Genomic DNA, 18187 nt, shown 5'->3' on the forward strand with positions numbered 1-18187 from the left:
TTGTTTGAACTCCCCTGTGTATCTTTTATTTGGTTTCCCTTTTGGCATAAAACAACACCCCATTCGTTAGTAGTATACCATACTGTCTAACAATTGGGGTGCTGTTCATACTTCCGGTGCTTTCTATGAATATAATATATAGTTCAGAGGGAGTGGAGAGCCGGAAACACGTTAAAAATAAGATGCGCCCAGGGTGCCCCCTAGGGGTCACCCATAGAGTTTAAGCGTTCTCTTGATCGTATAAAGCATCGTGGAGAGATGGTAACAATCCTTGAATGGGGACAAGGATATAACGGTCAATATAATCATTGGCCTGGTCAGTTAACTCTTCCACAAAATCGCGAAGTTTTTCACCGCTATCCTCAGAGATAGAGTCAAGTGCGGAGTCAAGGCTGTACCCATATTTTTTAAATCCACTAGCAATCATTCTGCCCAAAAATCCATCAGCGAACTCTGAAGGGTCATTGATTTCATAAGAGATTTCTCCGGTATAATTTCCAACATGGGGAAGCTGGTATTTCTCGGCTAAACGGTCATTCGCGGAACCCAAACTGTCCAGCACTTTTGTTTTAGTGAGATATTCACTTACTTGGTCGACAATAGAAGCAGTGCGAGGATTCCGTAATTTAGCGAGCCTGGTCTTGGCTGTTTTGAGCAAAGATTCTAATTGTTCGGAATAGGATTTATAGATGCTGTCGTCACCATAGCGTTTTGTATATGCTCCCATCTTTTTCTCGATCTGCCGCCAGTACCGTTCAAGATAGCGCTCAGAATCATTCCTACACTTGCTGTTATCCTTGTAACATTCATCGTCTATATATGCGGATCTACTTACATTTGAATAATCTTTATCAGCCCAAATATTTGACACAAAGCGAGATCTTACGTGAAAATATTCCGAATCCATTAGGTGCTCAAAATCATCAAAGGCAGCTAATGTTTGCTCTTTTGCCTGTTGAATCACTTCATCATTCCCATATTTCTCTGCTAACCCTTTTGCACCCACAGCATTGTAGAGACGACTGACCGTATTTTCGATAGTGGTTGCTTGTTTTTTGTTTACAGAGAAATTTTCTAGAAAATCTTCTTGATCTTCTGATATTTCATCTCCGTCCTGTAAATAGAAGAACTCTAATACCGTTTGGAGGATTGCTTTCTGGGTGTTACCAGAATCAATTTCCCCCACTACTGAGAGATCATCTAAGCCAATTTGAGGATTGGTGATCTCCAAATACCTTTGAACCCCATGAATATATGTCCGTTGATAGTCGTTTAAACGCTCACCTTCATTTTCGGCCAACTGGTATAGAAGGGCCACTAAGAGTCGTTGTTCAGATTCTTCCATATCCTTAATATCATACGGTGTATTCAGATGGTATAAGGCAGCCTTTTCTTTGGCGTCCAAATAATCGTAGATACCATTTAATTCATCGCCAAGACCGGAAAGAGCATCTTCTAACTGACTCTTACCTTCGCGCACTTCCTTCCGAATCTCAGCTAATGCATCTTCTTGCTTTTTACCAAATGCTTCGTAAGCACTCATGGCATCAGCAAGACCTTTTTTATACATTTTCTTTGTTCCAAACATATTATTTTACCTCCATGAAATTGTATGGTTTTCCAACGATTTGATTGTAAATTTCTTTCTTTAAAAAATCTCGTTTGATGTCCTGGATAAACTGGTAGTCAGAGATAAATCTATGTAGCGCAACCAAAATTCCACCAACATCGAGTTTTGTTAAATTGTTTGTAATTGCAGTAACAACGACATTGCTTCCAACTGCTAAGGCATTGGAATAGCTCAATATTTTTCTTGTCCGAATTTCATACATAGATTCACTCCCATCTTTGGCTTCGTCATAAAACAACCTGTGAATGGTAGCGATTAGTTGGTTAATCAAGGCAGCCAATGCAGCTCCTCTGGTGATACTCCAAAGATCAATATGACCTTTTGTAATCAATGTTTTAGCCACGTCATTATTAACAGTGGAAATAAGGGGAATTGGAAGACCCTGTTTAGTAAAATAATCAGAGCCGAAATGAATTGCTTGTCTCGCTGTGGATGCTGCCAACAGCATCGGGTCATTTTGGGCGTATTCAACCGCTTTATTCAGCATCCCCATGGTGCCCATAGGATAGTGCCGGATGATCGTCATATTGGAGACCTGATAGGTCGTGATGATATCAGATTTTGTTAAGGAATTGGTCATAATATTAGCCGTTCCGAATATCCAACCAAGAACGGGATCGTGGCCCAGTGTACGGTAACGGTGTGTCGTCCCTGCAAGTCCTGTCTCTGAAATATGGGAGCTCGTCTGGATGGCGTCATAGGGAACACTTTGAAACAAAGCATCTTCCCAAGAGGGAGGCATAAGTTGACCAACTGTACTGTCAATTAAGGTGTCACCTTGAACCGCAGTAATTCTGAACTTATCATTGGTCAGCAGATACTGTCGTGCACACTGGAGGGCCGTGCAGATCATCAGAAAAGCAATATCGCTATCCGCTAGTTTTGTTTTTTCTTTAAACTGTTTATCGATATTTTCAATCACGGCTGGGGCATGATGGGATAAGTCAGCTACACGATGGTATTCACTTTGTACCTGGCCTAAGTGATCGTTTAAGGTACTTGTGGTCTGGGTCAAAATGTTCTTCGCATTATTTACTTTTGCCTGTGAGCGTTTTTTCATTCGGTCAAGCTCTTTACTCATAGCAAACCTCCACTATCGAATCTCCTTGGCTGCGGAGCCACATGTCAATCCCTTTACCGAACACTTCTGCGGTGACGACCCAGCCGGTTTCGTCCTGATTGAGGATTTGTGCAGTAGGCAGGCGATCTAGAACAGCCTCAATCGAAGGGCCGGTGTAGCGAAACTTGATTCGTTGCAGCTTGCCACCGTACATGAACTGTACTCGCTTTCGGAACTCCCCTTCCTCAAATCGGTCCTTATAAGGAACTCGGAAATGTTCCTCCAGCACATGAAAGGATTGGATTCGGTCAAGCCGGTAGATTGTGGGAAATATGTCGTCAGGATTTTCAAAAACGCTTTCTCTGTCAATGTTTCGTATAAACGCGGCTAAATAAAAATAATATTCTGAAAACAGCAGCCCGACTGGCTCGATCACCCGGTGGACCGTTCCGCTTCTGCCCAGCTTCTCATATTCGATTTCCATTACATTTTGATGCTGAATCGCTAGACTGATTTCCCAAAGTCCGGGCAGCAGACGCTTTTGGTGGTGGGGCTCAATATAGTGGAATTTTTCATTTGCCACCAGCTGCTTGACTACTGTTCGGTTTTCAGCAGGAACACAGCATTCAATCAGCTTGTCCAATATAGGAAGCATTTCGTCCTTCCGCATGGACCGGCTCTCTAAGAGAATCTTGCACACAACCAATATTTCGCTGTTGGTAAGCCCTTTGGGGATCTGATTCACGAGCCGGTATCCGCGGGCCCGGTAATCAAATATGATGTCCTGAGCAAGAGCGTGATTTGTGATGAAACAGCGTAGAGATTCCATATCACGCTGGATACTGCGGTCTGAGACGCGATACTGCTCCGCCAAAGCTGCCTTGCTAAGGAACTCGCCATTGACAAGGCGTGAGTAAATCTCCAGAAGACGAGCGGATTTGGCCTCAGTGAGACGATCCATAGGCCTATTCCCCCTTACAGATTTTGCTTTACAATATCAATATAGCAAACAGGGTGGACACTCATTGACGGTTTGGAAAAATTATAAAAAATTTTCATTTCCTCAAATTGCAAATAGAAATCAGCAAGCGCTGTTCCTGTCGCCTTCACATATATTATAACTAATGAAGTTATATTTGCAATATATTTATCGGATAGAAACACCGGGGAGGCTTTTATAGAATAAAAGAGCGAGGTGCATCCGATGAAGTATGAGTTTGAGGAAGAATATAAGAAAATCGGGTTAAAGGTGGCCTACTACCGGAAGTTACAGGGTCTTACCCAAGAAAAATTAGCTAGCAAATTAGGAGTGGCAACCTCTTACATCGGCCAAATTGAGGCGGCTGGGATGTACAAGCCGATTTCTTTGACCACGCTGCTTCGGATCGCAGAGGCTCTGGACACGCCCGCATATAAATTTTTGGAATTTTGAGGTACAGCAAGGATGCTGTACCTCATATTTCTATAGAGGAAAATGGGGAGAAAACCGCAGCGGGCCATATTAAAAGAAGTGGAAGCAAGCGGAAACCGGGGGAGAACTGTAGTAGTTCTCCCCCGGTTAACTTATGGACTCTATTCAGTGAGAAAATCGTCTAAAGCGTCTGCCCTGATGCGCCACTCCCGGCCAACTTTGACTGCTGGAAGGTCTCCACTTTGGATCATTTTGCGCACCTGCTGCCGGCTGGTTTTGAGAAGTGAGGCAGCCTCCTTAACTGTGAGAATTGCGGTCATGCCCAGGGGTCCTCCTCATTGGAGTTGTACAGCGCTTCGTCTGAGGCCTGTTCCCGCTGCTCTTTGTAGATTTTATTGTGCAGTTTGCGAAGCTCCTTTTTCGGGAATCCGTAGTTGCCAAACTGATCCCTGACCGGGAAAATCTCAAACCTTTCACTGTAATGCTTCAGGTCCTTCTTCTCCATCTTGAACAGACGGCACACCTCAGCAATCGTGTAAAACTCCTTCATGTTGGGATAATCCAAATATGGAATCATTATGAAATACCTCCAGTTAGAATGATTTAGGAGCATGTTTAGATCAGGCAGCAGCTGGATCGCATTTCACTGCTCCTTATCATTATGTTAATGAAATCATTTTATATCACCTTATTTTGAAGCGTTTAGCCTGATGATTCGGTTAAATAATTAAGACATTTGTTGTTTGCCCCTACAAAAAGACGCATTTTCAGATATATCAAGCAAAATACAACCACTAAGTATTATGAATTTATTACCGATAATGCTGACGATAAAAGTATATAATCTTTTAGAAAACGATAGAGGTAATCATTGAAAGTAGATTGATGTACATGCCGAAAACAAAATCGAGGCGCATTCTTTCCGTGCAGAGAGAGTTCCATCTCATTAATCAGAGTATCATTGAAATTTTTACAGGTTCGTGATATGCTTAATTAATATCCAACAGACTAGAGTTCCAATTGGGAATTTATCAAGGGTTTGGATAGACATAAAAGTATGGTCTAACAGACGAAGAAATTACCTTTATTGAATTTACGATTAAACGGATAGAATAAGGTCCCTAAAAATCCGGCAGGAGGAGATGTATCGTGGACATAAAGGAGTTTATTTCAAATTACCACAATCATCCTGTACTGTTTGTTGGTACCGGATTAAGTTTAAGGTATTTGGAAAATTCATATAGTTGGGATTCTTTGCTAAAAAAGGTGGCATCAGATTTCAATCCAGACCCAGAGTATTATCTTGATATTAAAGCTGAGCATATGCGTCCAACTGACTATGCTTTTGATCAGATCGCCGCCCAACTAGAAAAAGATTTTAATCAACATCTCAAGGATAACCGCCATGGGAAATTCGAGCATATTAATGACCTTTTTTATTCCAATATGGAAAAAGGAATTAATATTAGTAGATTTAAGCTATATTTGGCTGACCTGCTAAGAGAAGTAACTATAAAGGATTCCGCACTGCCTGAAATTGCCGAGTTCAAAAAAGCTCGCAAAAATATAAGCTCTGTAATTACAACAAATTATGATACCATGATTGAGCAGTTATTTGCATTCAATCCGCTCATAGGGAACAATATTTTACTCAGTAACCCGTATGGTTCTGTATATAAAATACACGGTTGTGTATCACAGCCAGACAAAATCATTATCACAGAAAGGGATTACGAAGAATTCAATCGCAAGTATGAGCTGATTCGTGCACAATTACTTTCTTTATTTATCCATAATCCGATTATTTTTATAGGGTATAACATCGGTGATAAAAATATTAAAGATATTCTCAGGACTATCTTTTCTTATGTGGACTATAATTCTGACGAAGCCAAAAAAATACGGGATAACTTCCTTCTCATTGAGTACGAACAGGGATCAGAGAGCACAGAAGTTATAGAGCACGACATAGATATTGAAGGGTTTGAAACCATCCGTATCAATAAGCTGAAAACAGATAATTTTGTCGCTGTATACCAAGCATTGGCAAACCTCTTTTTGCCAGTTTCTGCTATGGATATTCGAAAAGTTCAGACTGTTGTCCGAGAAATATGTGAGGGAGGTTCCATAGAGGTTTCAATTACAGAAGATTTAGACAAACTTGAAAATTCGGATAAAGTGCTTGTTGTAGGCTCTAGGAAAACCATTAAGTATGAGTTTTTGACAACCGCTGAAATGATGGCAAATTATTTCCAGATAATTGAAGAATCTAACTCTCAACTTCTGTATCTCTTAAATAAGCAAAAAATTCAATCTTCGCAGTATTTTCCGATATATGCTTTTTCTTTGATATGTCCCGAAATTGATAGGAGCGAAGATCTAAAGCAACAACAGCAAGCTAAAATTAATGCACTTATTGCAGGCACTCCACCGGCATGTCATGGAAACCACTTAAGTCCACAAGCTGTGATTGATGACCAGCGAATACCACCGACTTACAAAACATTAGAGATGATTTGCTCTATTATGTCAGGACAGATGGATTTGCGACAGGTTGAGGATTACCTTAGAAATTTTCCAGATAAGGGTTCAACAAATTATCGCAAACTCCTATGTGCATACGATTTAAAAAAGAATACTTAAAGTATGCGAGAAGAACGCTATGAGTGTGTAATGGAACTGGCGCGGCACCCCTCAGCATACTGGTCCATATCTCTGCTCTAGCTGTTACGTTGGCCGCTGTTTTGCCCATAAAAGTTTCCCTTATTTTTTCCCTTAAAGGGAAAAATCGTAGAATTGATCTTTGTACCTAGTCAACACCAAATAACATCAGGTTTTTCACAGCTGACGTGTTTGTACGCAGAAAATGACCGCGAAATATGGGCCGAAAACATGAACGTAGTCTTCGAGTCCCTTCGGGCGTACCATGACGAGTGTTCTTATAGTATTTGAGAAGCTGTAAGAACACTCGTCTTTTTTTGTTGATTTCATCCGGCGATGGTGGATGGGGCGTAGTTGACGACTACGCCCTTTCTTGTGTTTACGGACACCTCCGGTGCAGGCAGCAGAATGAAGTTGGGGATCTCAATAACCCCTACGCAGTTATAGTGGATACGGAGCCGCTGTTCCCACCGCCCGTTTATCTTCTCAGCGTTGAATATAGCAATTTAAATCTATATCTCGACGCTGTCCTCCTCTTGTGGTATACTAATTTATTATGTGTCCCTACGAGAGGAGGAGCTTTATGGGCCAGCAGACCAACAAAACAAAGCCTATCAAGCATATATGTGCGGGTCTGTTGGCCCATGTGTGAGCTAATAGACGGTCACAACTGCTAAATATAACTGAATAAAACGATAAAGCCGCTTATTTTTTGAAATTAGCGGCTTTTTCACGTACTAAGGCCATTCAAGGAAACTTGAGTGGCTTTTTCTGTTTTCAAGGAGGAATTGATTTTTGAATACCCAAATCATCGCCGTTGCCAACCAGAAAGGCGGCGTCGGCAAGACAACCACCTGCGCCAATTTAGGCATCGGGCTGGCTCAGGCCGGGAAGAAGGTACTGCTGGTGGACGCTGACCCCCAAGCCAGCCTGACCATCAGCCTGGGCAACCCGCAGCCGGACAAGCTGCCCTTCACCCTCTCGGACGCAATGGGCCGCATCCTGATGGACGAGCCGCTGCGCCCTAGCGAGGGCATTCTGCACCACCCGGAGGGCGTGGACCTTATGCCTGCTGACATCCAGCTCTCCGGCATGGAGGTCTCGCTGGTGAACGCCATGAGCCGAGAGACCATCCTGCGGCAGTATTTGGATACCGTGAAGGGACAGTATTCCCATATCCTCATCGACTGCCAGCCGTCTTTGGGGATGCTCACGGTCAACGCGCTGGCCGCCGCCAACAGGATCATAGTCCCCGTCCAGGCGGAGTATCTGCCCGCCAAGGGCCTGGAACAGTTGCTGTCCACCATCAACAAGGTTAAGCGGCAGCTGAACCCCAAGCTCCAGATTGACGGTATTCTGCTGACGATGGTGGACAATCGCACCAACTTTGCCAAAGAAATCGCCGCCCTGCTGCGGGAGACCTACGGCAGCAAAATCAAGGTGTTCGGCAGCGAGATACCCCACTCGGTCCGGGCCAAGGAGATCAGTGCCGAAGGCAAGAGCATCTTCGCACATGACCCCGGCGGCAAGGTGGCGGAAGCCTATAAAAATCTGACGCGGGAGGTGATAAAACTTGAAAAGCAGCGCGAAAAAAGTAGAGCTGGCCTCAGTCGATGACCTGTTCTCCACCGAGGAAAGCCGCGCCGACACCCAGCGGGAGAAGGTTCTGGAAATCCCCCTGTCCGAGCTGCACCCGTTCAAGGACCACCCCTTCAAGGTCAAGGATGACGATGCCATGATGGAGACCGCCGACAGCATCCGGCAGTACGGTGTGCTGGTCCCCGCCATCGCCCGCCCGGACCCCAACGGCGGCTATGAACTGGTGGCTGGGCACCGGCGGCACCGGGCCAGTGAGCTGGCGGGCAAGGATACCATGCCGGTCATTGTCCGGGACCTGGACGACGACCAGGCCACCATCATCATGGTTGACAGCAATTTGCAGCGGGAAAGCCTGCTCCCCAGTGAGCGGGCTTTTGCTTATAAGATGAAGTTGGAGGCTATGAAGCGACAAGCAGGCAGACCGTCTAAGGAAAATGTGTCCCAAGTTGGGACACAAAAACGATCAGACCAGTTATTAGCCGAACAAGTTGGACAGAGCCGCAATCAAATTCAGCGTTACATCCGCCTCACCGAGCTGATTCCCGAACTGCTGGACATGGTGGATGAGAAGAAAATTGCCTTCAACCCGGCCTATGAGCTGTCCTTCCTCAAAAAAGAGGAACAGGTGGATTTGCTGGACGCGATGGACAGCGAACAGGCCACACCGTCGCTCTCCCAGGCCCAGCGGCTGAAAAAGTACAGCCAGGAGGGCCACCTGACCCTCGACATAATGCGGGTCATCATGGGCGAGGAAAAGAAAAGCGACCTGGACAAGATCACCTTCACCAGCGACACCCTGCGCAAATATTTCCCCCGGAGCTACACCCCTGCCCGGATGCAGGAGACCATCATCAAACTGCTGGAACAGTGGCAGCGCAAGCGCCAGCAACAGCATGAACGCTGAGAGAGGAGTTACCTATGAGGGATATTTCAGCCCGCGAGCTGAAAGGACACAACATTCTTGCCGTGGAGCGGTTTCGGGACAATACCCGCTGGATGATCGAATTTTCCGTCCTGCGTTCCGGCTCCTACGGCAGCTCCGGCGATGAAATGCGGCTGTTTCTCACCGAGGACGGCTATCAGGCCGCCTTACTCAGCCAGCAGCGCCGGGACATCAAAATCAAGCGCCATGCCCACGTTGTCGAGGGGCACATCATCGACTTCAAGCCGAAGAAAAAGCGCCGCCACCCGTAAACCCACCACTTGCCAAGAAAGGAATGAACTATGTGTACCGTTAGAGACATTGAAGAAGCCATCCGCGAACATTGCCAATCCCAGCATGACATGGAAAGCACCGAGATCGACCAGGTGATGCAGCGCCTGCCCTTCGGCACCGCGCAGGACGTTTTTACCCGGCCCCCTGTGCCGAAGCCGCCGTATTCCTGGCGCAGCCGGAACTACCGCACCTGACCGCCGCAGTCTCTTTGAAGATTGCGGCTTTTTCATGCCATGAACACTGGAAGGAGTGACGCAAATGGCCGTTTTTCGCATTGAACGGACCCGTGATTATACCGTGATGAGCAACCACCACCTGCGCGACAAGGCGCTGTCGCTGAAATCCAAGGGGCTTTTGTCCATGATGCTGTCCTTGCCGGAGGATTGGAACTACACCACACGCGGCCTCGCCAAAATCTGCAAGGAGGGCGTGGACGCCATCGGCGGGGCGCTGCGGGAGCTGGAAGCTGCCGGGTACATCGTCCGCCACCAGATGCGGGACCGGCAGGGCCGCATCAGCGACACCGAGTATGTCATCTATGAGCAGCCCCAGCCCAAAGCGCCGGATACGCCCCAGCCGGATACGGCTTCACCAGATACGGAAAACCCGTATCTGGCTGACCCAGATACGGAAAAGCCCGCTGAATTAAATATAGAGAAATCTAAGACCCAAAAATCAAATACTCAGGGATCAAGTACCGATTCCATTCCCTTCCGGGGATTTGCGGCGGCCAGGCCGCCGGAACGGAAAGGACGGGATGCGATGTCGGTGGAAGAAATGCAGAGTTATCGGGATTTGGTGTTGGAGAACATCGAGTACGACCACCTGTGCCGGGAGTTTACCACCTACCGCGAGGATTTGGACGAGATCGTGGAGCTGATCGTGGAGACGGTCTGTGCCAGACGCAAGACCACCCGCATCGCCGGGGCGGACTTCCCCCATGAGGTGGTGCGGTCCCGGTTCTTGAAGCTGGACAGCTCCCACATCGAGTTCGTCATGGAGTGCCTGCACAACAACACCACCGAAATCCGCAACATGAAGCAGTACCTGCTGACCGTGCTGTTCAACGCGCCCACCACCATGAACAACCACTACACGGCCCAGGTCAACCACGATATGCACGCAGGCGGCTGGTAATGGCCGCTTTTCTGCTGCACCGCCCAAGGAGGCACGATATGAACCAGATGGAAATTTTCAAAAACCCGGAGTTTGGGGCTATCCGCGCCGTAGAGATTGACGGGGAGCCTTGGCTGGTCGGAAAAGATGTGGCGTTAGCGTTAGGGTATAAAAATCCGCAGGAGGCGATCCGCAACCACGTTGACGCAGAGGACAAAGGGGTGAGCGAAATTCTCACCCCCGGCGGGATTCAGAAACTCCCTATCATCAACGAGTCCGGCCTGTATTCTCTGGTGTTGTCCAGCAAACTTCCCAAAGCAAAGCAGTTCCGCCGCTGGGTCACGTCTGAGGTGCTGCCCAGCATCCGCCAGCATGGGGCCTACCTCACCAGAGAAAAGCTGTGGGAGGTCGCCACCTCGCCGGAGGCGCTGCTGAAGCTCTGCTCCGACCTGCTGGCCGAGCGTGAGAAAAACGCGGCGCTGCAAGCGGACAACGCCCGGCTGCAAGGCAAGGCCGTCTACTACGACCTGTTTATCAACCTGCGGCACAGCACCAACCTGCGCACCACTGCCAAGGAGCTGGACGTGCCGGAGCGGCGCTTCGTCCGCTTTCTGCTGGAACGCCGGTACGTTTACCGCACCCCGTCGGGCTGCGTGCTGCCCTACGCCAAAGGCAGCAACGAGGGGCTGTTCTGCGTGAAAGATTTTTGCCGCAACGGCCACACCGGCTCCTACACGCTGGTGACGCCCAAGGGCAAGCTTCACTTTGCGGAACTTCGGTCCCTGATCCTGGTGACGGTATGACGGGCCGCCACCTGTTACGGCGGTTGGTGGTCCCGCCTTAGTACCCAAGACCGCTTTCTGCATAACCGACGAAGGGAGGCGAGAAAAATGCAGGAGGAAGTGGAAAACAGGACTTTGACGCTGATTGTCAGCGGCACCAAGTTCACCGGACGGCTGTTCAAGGCCGCCATATCCAAGTACATGGCCCACCGCAGGGAGAAAAAGCTGGAAAAGCAGCGCAGCCGGGATTCCCCCGTCACCCCCAAGGGCAAACAGACGGTGAAGCAGCTCATTGGGCAGAACCAGGGTGTTTCCAACATCGAGATCAACGACCCGTCCATCAAGGACTTTGAGCGCATCGCCCGCAAGTACGGCGTGGACTATGCGGTGAAAAAGGACCGCAGCGCATCGCCGCCCAAGTACCTGATCTTCTTCAAAGCCCGCGACGCCGACGCCCTGACGGCGGCATTCTCGGAGTACACCCAGAGGAAGGTCAAGAAGGCCGACCGCAGCGAGCGCCCGTCGGTGCTGGAGAAGCTCAGCCACTTCAAGGAGCTTATTAAAAATGCGGTGGTGGACAGGACAAAGCGGAAGGAGCTGGAACGATGAAGCAGCTGAATGTGAAAAAGCTGGTGCTGCTGAACCTGCCCTACTTCCTGCTGGGCCTGTTTGCCACCAACCTGGGGGAAGCCTGGCGGCTGGCGACCGGCGCGGACGCTTCGGCCAAGATGCTCTCGTTCTTTTCCACCCTGCCGGTGGCGCTGGGGAGCTGGTGGCCCAGCCTGCACCCGCTGGACCTGGCTGTGGGCCTGTGCTGCGGCGCTGGCCTGCGGCTGGCGGTGTATCTGAAAGGCAAGAATGCCAAGAAGTACCGCCACAACGTGGAGTACGGGTCGGCCCGCTGGAGTGCATAATTTTAAGTGTAAAGGACACCTACATGGACGCACAGGAGGTTATGCACATGACTGATTATAGCAAAATTACCGCCCTTTACTCCCGCCTTTCCGTGGGCGACGAGGACAGGGACGGCGGTGAGAGCAACAGCATACAGAACCAAAAAATCTTTTTGGAGAACTATGCCAGAGGACAGCACTTAACCAATATCCGGCACTACATTGACGATGACGAAAGCGGCAGATTTTTTGACCGTTCTGCCTATTCCCGCATGATGGACGATGTAGAAAACGGAAAAATCGGTGTCTGCATTATGAAAGACCTGACGCGCTGGGGGCGCGACTATCTCCAAGTTGGCAACGCTATGGAGATATTCAGACGGAACAATGTGCGCTTTATCGCGGTCAACAACGGGATAGACAGCGAGAAGCCCGACACATTGGAGTTTGCGCCCTTTATCAACATCATGTCGGAGTGGTACGCAAAGGACATCAGCAAGAAAGTAAAGACCGGCATTAAAACGAAGGGCATGAGCGGAAAGCCGATTGCCACCGAAGCCCCCTACGGCTATATGAAAGACCCGGACAACAAGGATTTTTGGATAATCGACGAGGAAGCCGCCGAGGTTGTGCGCCTTATTTTCCGTCTGTTTATCGGCGGGAAGAACCGCAACCAAATCGCCGTATATCTGACGCAGGAGCAAATCCCTACCCCTACTTTCTACATGAAAGACCGGGGACGGGGAACGTGTAAAAACAAGGCGCTCAATGAGGATAACCGCTACAAGTGGAACAAAGCCACCTTGACCCATATCCTTACGCGGCAGGAGTATTGCGGCGATGTAGTCAACTTCAAGACTACAAAGCATTTCCGGGACAAGCGGAACCACTATGTAGACCGGAGCCAATGGCAGATAACCGAAAATGTGCATGAGCCGATTATTGACCGCGCCGACTTTGAAACCGCACAGCGGATTTTGGAAAACGCGCCCGTCAGACGCCCCAACGGGGACGGGGAAATCCACCCTTTGTCGGGCTTGCTTTTCTGTAAGGATTGCGGCGCAAAAATGCACATCCGCATAGATTACAGAAACGGCGGCAAGCGGCACGTTGCCTATTGCAGCGAGTACCACAAGGGGAAAGCCAAAAACCCCAAGTGCCATTCCCCACACATCATTGACGCGGATTTGCTCATGCAGACCGTCGCGGAAGTGCTGAAGAAAATCGAGGACTACTCTATCAGCAACCGGGCGGAGTTTGAAGCCTTAGTGAAAAAGAACCTTGCCATGCAGCAGACCGACAAGACCAAGAAACAGCAGAAGCGTATCCCGCAAATCACGACGCGCCTTGAACAGATTGACAAGGTGCTGAACAAGCTCTATGAGGACAACGCCCTCGGCACGATCCCGCAAGACCGCTATGAGCAAATGTCGCAGAAGTATTCAGAAGAATACTATGCGCTGAAAGCGGAGCTTGCCGAGCTGCAAGAGCAGCTATCCGCTTTTGAGAACGCGGGCGGACGGGCGCAGAAGTTTTTGAAGCTGACGGAACGCTACGCTGCCTTTACCGACCTGACCCCCGCCATTCTCAACGAGTTTATCAGCCGGATTGAAGTGCATGAGCGCGACAAGAAAAGGGCAAAACAAGCCATTCAGCACATCGGGATATATTTCAACTATATCGGCAAATTTGAGAACGAAGTGACACAGCTTACAGAGCCAACGGAGCAGGAAATCCGGCAAATGCGGGAGAAAATCGAGGAAGCCCAAAAGGAAAAGAGCCGCGCCTACCACCGGCAGTATTCAAGGGAGTACCGGGCGCGTAACCTTGAAAAGCGACGGGAGTATGACCGCATGAAAGCACGGGAATACCGGGCAAAGAAAAAGGCACAGGAAGCCGCCGCAGCACCCGCACAGTAAAACCGAATACTGACAACCAAGAGGGATTTTCCGGGCTACGGGAAATCCCTCTTTTGCACCCAGAGAAAGGAGCCGCCTATGGCAGAACAGAACGGGACACCTCAATCCCCCGACAGTGTTATCACGACACAGAGGGACGGACAGACCATCGTTGCGGAGTTGTTTTTCAACCACAGCGGCACAGAAACATTCCGCGACAAGCTGCTCAAAGTGATACTTGCCGACAGCTTGCAGGACGGTCAAGAGCCGGAAAAAACGAAAATCACGCGATAGGAACCGCCCGGACGAAGAATGGTTCGCCGGGGCGGTTTCTATTTGAAAATCCCCATTTTCCCCAAGTCAAGAGCCGGGAAAATTCCCTCAAAAATGCCCCTCTCTCCAAACGAGGGCGCAGAAAGGAGAGTTTATGCGAACAGGGCTTCCCAAGCAAAAAAAGGTCACAGACATCTGGTTTGATGAGAAAGACCCGTTGATCCATATCCGTACCCACAACACCGACTTGAAGAAGCGGCTTGCCGCCTATGCCGAGCAGCACCCCGATGTGTGCCGCCAGACCGACGCAGACCCGGAAACGGGCTGCATGGAGTTTGACATTGAGAAAGGCCGCTTCTCTTTCCGTCTGACCGCCCCATACAGCGAGGAACGGCGGGAAGCGGCGCGGCGGTATGCCAGAGAGAGCAACGTCGCCGACAGGCTGAAATAGAGTTGAAATGTTCATAGTTTTGTGCTATACTTTTTCTAAAAGCAGAGTAATACTGCGGAATTGATTGGAGGACAACACAATGGTTACATTTATGAGATTAAGATAAAACCGCGAGTTATGTTGCGGTTATCCGTATTGCATAACTCGCTTATTGAAGCAGAGATGTAATTACGGAGGAAAAACAAATGAATAATAATTTATCACGCTTTGCAGACAGCAAGGTTTATTTTCAATGCCCAATTTGCACAAAATCAATGGATATACAAGGCAATAGCCTAATTTGTAGACATGGACATTGCTTTGATATTTCAAGATATGGGTATGTAAATTTGTTGTTAAAATCATCGCCCAAAACCAACTACAGCAAGCGGTCTTTTGACAACCGGCACCAAATTTTGGAGTATGGCATGTATGATGTTGTGTTGGAGAAAATCATACAGTTTATTTCTGATACGCCATCTATAAGAAACATTTTAGATGTTGGTTGCGGCGAGGGTTTCTATGCAAGGCAGATACAGCAAAGAACAGAACGAAACATCTTTGCCTTTGACTTGTCAAGGGAGGCAATACAGATTGCATCAAAAAAAGACAAGCGCAAAGCAGTGAAGTGGTTTGTTACTGACTTATCAAAAATCCCTTTGAAAGACGGAAGTATGGATTGTATTTTAGACATATTTTCGCCTGCACACTACAAAGAATTTCAGCGATTGCTATCTCCTAACGGATATGTTGTGAAAGTAATTCCTACGAAAAATCATTTGAGGGAAATCAGGACTAAAGTGCAAGCACACTTGAAAAATCCAGATTATTCAAATGAGTCTGTCGTTGAATATTTTGAGAAATATCTTAAAACCATTTCAAGAGAAACGGTTTCAGCCACCGTACAGTTGTCATCAGAACAAAGAATGTCGTTTATTGAAATGACGCCGCTTCTCTTTTGCGTTGAAAAAGATTGCGTTGATTGGCGTACTCTCACACATTTGACAATCGAAGCTGATGTTTTAATAGGAATGTATTAAAGGGCGTATTGATATTTAATATTCCCATTTATTGAGCAGAACGGAGTAAACCAAACACCCTAATCAAAAGGACAGCCGAGGAAATCGACTGTCCTTTTTCTGTGCCGACAGGTAGAAAGGAGTGACCACCCATGACGAAACCGAGAGAAAAAAACGCGAGGAATTGCAAGCCGAGATTGAGGACGGGAAGAAGAAAATCCGGCAGCTTGAAAATCGGGAAAAGGTGTTGCGGCAAAAGTTATCCCAAGAGGAACGCAGGACGCGCAGCCATCGGCTGATCGTCCGGGGTGCGGTCTTTGAGAGCATTGTGCCAGAAGCAAAGACCATGACCGACGAAGAAGCCGCCGCCTTTCTCCGGCTTGCCCTGACGAGCGAGGAAGCGCGGGGCTATCTGAAAAAACGCACCGAGGGCGGGAAAAGCGAATAATCCCTTTGGTACAAAGGGCGCACTTATACACCCTTACGGGTGCGTGCGCTCTGCCGAGGGCTTGTCGGCACAGAGAGAAAGCCGCTTGCTTCCCTCTCTGACCGACATTGGCGGCTTTGCCGCAACAAGGGGCTGCACCCCTTGCGCCGCTTACGCGGCTATCCCTGCACACCCACAAAAACAGTATACCCGCCTTTGGCGTCTGTACCATTTTTGCGGGTTTTCATTTTATCCGGGAGGTGATACCCATAGCCATCTATCATTGTAATATCAGCATTGTCAGCCGGGGCAAGGGCAAATCAGCCGTTGCCGCAGCCGCCTACCGAAGCGGCGAAAAGCTGACAAATGAGTGGGACGGAATGACACACGACTACACCCGCAAAGGCGGTGTTGTCCATACGGAAATTATGCTGCCACCCCACGCCCCGCCCTCTTTCTCTGACCGTTCAACCTTGTGGAACAGCGTGGAGCTTTACGAGAAAGCCGGGAACGCCCAGCTTGCCAGAGAGATTGACGCGGCGCTCCCCATAGAGTTATCCAGAGAGGAACAGATCCGGCTTGTCCGGGAATACTGTTCCTCTCAATTTGTTTCCAGAGGAATGTGCGTTGATTATGCCATTCACGACACCGGCAAGGGCAATCCCCATTGTCACATCATGCTTACCATGCGCCCCCTTGACGAGCGCGGCGCATGGGCGGCAAAGTCCCAAAAGGAATATGACCTTGATGAAAACGGCGAGCGTATCCGCTTGCCAAGCGGCAGATACAAGACGCACAAAGTTGACCTGACCGGCTGGAACGACAAGGGCAACGCCCTCTTGTGGCGTAAGGCATGGGCGGATATTTCAAACGCCTACCTTGAACGAGCCGGAAGCCCGGAGCGTATCGACCACCGCAGCAACGCCGAGCGCGGCATTGGCGAGATACCCACCGTCCACATGGGCGTGGCGGCTTGCCAGATGGAGAAGAAAGGTATTGCCACCGAGAAAGGCGAACTGAACCGGAATATCCAAAAGGCAAACCGCCTTATACGGGAAATCCGAGCGCAGATTGGAAAGCTCAAAGAATGGATTGCCGACCTGTTCAAAGCGTGGGAAACCGCCCCGGAACAGCCGCAACAATCCCCCGGCCTTGCAAATCTGCTGATGAAGTATTTGAGCGTTCAGAGAGAAAAGAGCCGGAAGTATTCGCAAAGTTGGCAAAGGCAGCACGCCGCCGATGAACTGAAAACCGTTGCAAAGGCAGTAGGCTATCTTTCCGAGCATGGCATTTCCACCCTTGCGGAGCTGGACGCTACCCTTTCCTCTGTCAGCGACCAAGCCGACGCTATCCGGGCGGGCATGAAAACCGCCGAGAAGCGCATGAAAGAATTACAAAAGCTGATTGAATACGGGAAGAACTACACCGAGTACAAGCCCATTCACGACGAGCTGAAAAAGCTGAAAAATGGCTGGACGAGCAAGCGCGACAAGTACGAGGAAGCCCACCGCGCCGAGCTTACGCTATGGAACGCAGCGAGCCGCTATCTCCATGCAAATCTGCCGAAAGGGACAAAGAGCTTGCCTATCGCTGAATGGGAAAAAGAGTACGCCACCCTCAGCGGGCAGAGAACAGCGGAATATACCAAGCTGAAAGAAACCCGCGCCGAGGTTGCCGAGCTGCACAATATCCGCAAGTGCGTTGATATTGCGCTGAAAGCCGACCAGCCGGAGCAGACCCGCACCAAGCAGCACGACTTAGAACGATGAAAG

At 48.9% G+C, this 18187-nt stretch carries 20 protein-coding genes and 2 pseudogenes; 16 read left to right on the top strand and 6 right to left on the bottom strand.

The window, feature by feature from the left end:
• Positions 1 to 220 precede the first annotated feature (220 nt).
• The 3 genes from B5F19_RS11290 to B5F19_RS11300 are packed head-to-tail and all read right to left on the bottom strand — an operon-like array spanning position 221 to position 3651.
• Complete coding sequence (locus B5F19_RS11290) at positions 221 to 1588, bottom strand: hypothetical protein (protein ID WP_087290526.1); 1368 nt, start codon at positions 1586 to 1588, stop codon at positions 221 to 223.
• 1 nt (position 1589) lies between these two features.
• On the bottom strand, positions 1590 to 2711 hold the full coding sequence (locus tag B5F19_RS11295; RefSeq protein ID WP_087290527.1) for a hypothetical protein: 1122 nt from the start codon (positions 2709 to 2711) through the stop codon (positions 1590 to 1592).
• Positions 2704 to 3651, bottom strand: coding sequence for a WYL domain-containing protein (locus B5F19_RS11300; RefSeq protein WP_087290528.1), 948 nt, complete (start codon positions 3649 to 3651; stop codon positions 2704 to 2706). Before B5F19_RS11300 ends, B5F19_RS11295 begins: the two co-directional genes overlap by 8 nt.
• Before the next feature lie 243 nt (positions 3652 to 3894).
• On the opposite strand from B5F19_RS11300, the gene B5F19_RS11305 reads away from it, so the two are divergent.
• Complete coding sequence (locus B5F19_RS11305; protein ID WP_087290529.1) at positions 3895 to 4122, top strand: helix-turn-helix transcriptional regulator; 228 nt, start codon at positions 3895 to 3897, stop codon at positions 4120 to 4122.
• Between the two features lie 140 nt (positions 4123 to 4262).
• On the opposite strand, the gene B5F19_RS11310 is transcribed toward B5F19_RS11305, so the two are convergent.
• Both B5F19_RS11310 and B5F19_RS11315 read right to left on the bottom strand, forming a co-directional pair.
• The gene (locus B5F19_RS11310) at positions 4263 to 4421 is read right to left on the bottom strand and encodes a helix-turn-helix domain-containing protein (protein ID WP_087290530.1); all 159 of its coding nucleotides are present in this window, start codon (positions 4419 to 4421) and stop codon (positions 4263 to 4265) included.
• Positions 4418 to 4678 (bottom strand): MerR family transcriptional regulator, encoded by a 261-nt coding sequence (locus B5F19_RS11315; protein WP_087290531.1) that lies wholly within the window; start codon positions 4676 to 4678, stop codon positions 4418 to 4420. The genes B5F19_RS11310 and B5F19_RS11315 overlap by 4 nt, the downstream gene beginning before the upstream one ends.
• A 572-nt stretch (positions 4679 to 5250) precedes the next feature.
• On the opposite strand from B5F19_RS11315, the gene B5F19_RS11320 reads away from it, so the two are divergent.
• Positions 5251 to 6744: an SIR2 family protein gene (locus B5F19_RS11320; RefSeq protein ID WP_087290532.1), complete on the top strand. Its 1494-nt coding sequence runs from the start codon at positions 5251 to 5253 to the stop codon at positions 6742 to 6744.
• A 344-nt stretch (positions 6745 to 7088) separates the two neighbouring features.
• On the opposite strand, the gene B5F19_RS18335 is transcribed toward B5F19_RS11320, so the two are convergent.
• The gene (locus B5F19_RS18335; protein ID WP_343219429.1) at positions 7089 to 7268 is read right to left on the bottom strand and encodes a DUF4368 domain-containing protein; all 180 of its coding nucleotides are present in this window, start codon (positions 7266 to 7268) and stop codon (positions 7089 to 7091) included.
• Positions 7269 to 7557: 289 nt separating this feature from the next.
• On the opposite strand from B5F19_RS18335, the gene B5F19_RS11325 reads away from it, so the two are divergent.
• The 14 genes and pseudogenes from B5F19_RS11325 to mobQ all read left to right on the top strand — a co-directional run bounded on the left by B5F19_RS11325 (position 7558) and on the right by mobQ (position 18184).
• On the top strand, positions 7558 to 8379 hold the full coding sequence (locus B5F19_RS11325) for a ParA family protein (RefSeq protein WP_087290534.1): 822 nt from the start codon (positions 7558 to 7560) through the stop codon (positions 8377 to 8379).
• Positions 8336 to 9265 carry a ParB/RepB/Spo0J family partition protein gene (locus tag B5F19_RS11330; protein ID WP_087290535.1) on the top strand — a complete coding sequence of 310 codons (930 nt, stop codon included), beginning with the start codon at positions 8336 to 8338 and terminating at the stop codon, positions 9263 to 9265. The genes B5F19_RS11325 and B5F19_RS11330 overlap by 44 nt, the downstream gene beginning before the upstream one ends.
• A gap of 14 nt (positions 9266 to 9279) precedes the next feature.
• On the top strand, positions 9280 to 9555 hold the full coding sequence (locus B5F19_RS11335) for a DUF5720 family protein (protein ID WP_087290537.1): 276 nt from the start codon (positions 9280 to 9282) through the stop codon (positions 9553 to 9555).
• 30 nt (positions 9556 to 9585) lie between these two features.
• Positions 9586 to 9771 (top strand): hypothetical protein, encoded by a 186-nt coding sequence (locus tag B5F19_RS11340; RefSeq protein ID WP_087290539.1) that lies wholly within the window; start codon positions 9586 to 9588, stop codon positions 9769 to 9771.
• Positions 9772 to 9835: 64 nt separating this feature from the next.
• On the top strand, positions 9836 to 10714 hold the full coding sequence (locus B5F19_RS11345) for a DUF6017 domain-containing protein (RefSeq protein ID WP_087290542.1): 879 nt from the start codon (positions 9836 to 9838) through the stop codon (positions 10712 to 10714).
• A 38-nt stretch (positions 10715 to 10752) separates the two neighbouring features.
• Positions 10753 to 11496 carry a phage antirepressor gene (locus B5F19_RS11350; RefSeq protein WP_087290543.1) on the top strand — a complete coding sequence of 248 codons (744 nt, stop codon included), beginning with the start codon at positions 10753 to 10755 and terminating at the stop codon, positions 11494 to 11496.
• Between the two features lie 87 nt (positions 11497 to 11583).
• The gene (locus tag B5F19_RS11355; RefSeq protein WP_087290545.1) at positions 11584 to 12084 is read left to right on the top strand and encodes a PcfB family protein; all 501 of its coding nucleotides are present in this window, start codon (positions 11584 to 11586) and stop codon (positions 12082 to 12084) included.
• Positions 12081 to 12380 (top strand): annotated as a pseudogene (locus B5F19_RS11360) (type IV secretory system conjugative DNA transfer family protein); the annotation flags it as partial. The gene B5F19_RS11355 and the pseudogene B5F19_RS11360, both read left to right, overlap by 4 nt.
• Positions 12381 to 12412: 32 nt before the next feature.
• Positions 12413 to 14287, top strand: a complete 1875-nt coding sequence (locus B5F19_RS11365; protein ID WP_087290549.1) for a recombinase family protein — start codon at positions 12413 to 12415, stop codon at positions 14285 to 14287.
• A 78-nt stretch (positions 14288 to 14365) separates the two neighbouring features.
• Positions 14366 to 14560, top strand: coding sequence for a transposon-encoded TnpW family protein (locus B5F19_RS11370; protein ID WP_022030172.1), 195 nt, complete (start codon positions 14366 to 14368; stop codon positions 14558 to 14560).
• A 133-nt stretch (positions 14561 to 14693) separates the two neighbouring features.
• Positions 14694 to 14990, top strand: a complete 297-nt coding sequence (locus B5F19_RS11375) for a hypothetical protein (protein ID WP_070087571.1) — start codon at positions 14694 to 14696, stop codon at positions 14988 to 14990.
• A gap of 185 nt (positions 14991 to 15175) precedes the next feature.
• Entirely contained in the window at positions 15176 to 16009 is an 834-nt protein-coding gene (locus tag B5F19_RS11380) for a methyltransferase domain-containing protein (RefSeq protein ID WP_002584969.1), read from the top strand.
• Positions 16010 to 16140: 131 nt separating this feature from the next.
• Positions 16141 to 16436, top strand: a pseudogene (locus B5F19_RS11385) (DUF3847 domain-containing protein).
• Positions 16437 to 16684: 248 nt separating this feature from the next.
• Positions 16685 to 18184 (top strand): MobQ family relaxase, encoded by a 1500-nt coding sequence (gene mobQ / locus B5F19_RS11390; RefSeq protein WP_334293012.1) that lies wholly within the window; start codon positions 16685 to 16687, stop codon positions 18182 to 18184.
• Positions 18185 to 18187: the final 3 nt, after the last annotated feature.

Origin of the sequence: Pseudoflavonifractor sp. An184 (assembly GCF_002160305.1) — a bacterium.
Taxonomy (GTDB): domain Bacteria; phylum Bacillota; class Clostridia; order Oscillospirales; family Oscillospiraceae; genus Lawsonibacter; species Lawsonibacter pullicola.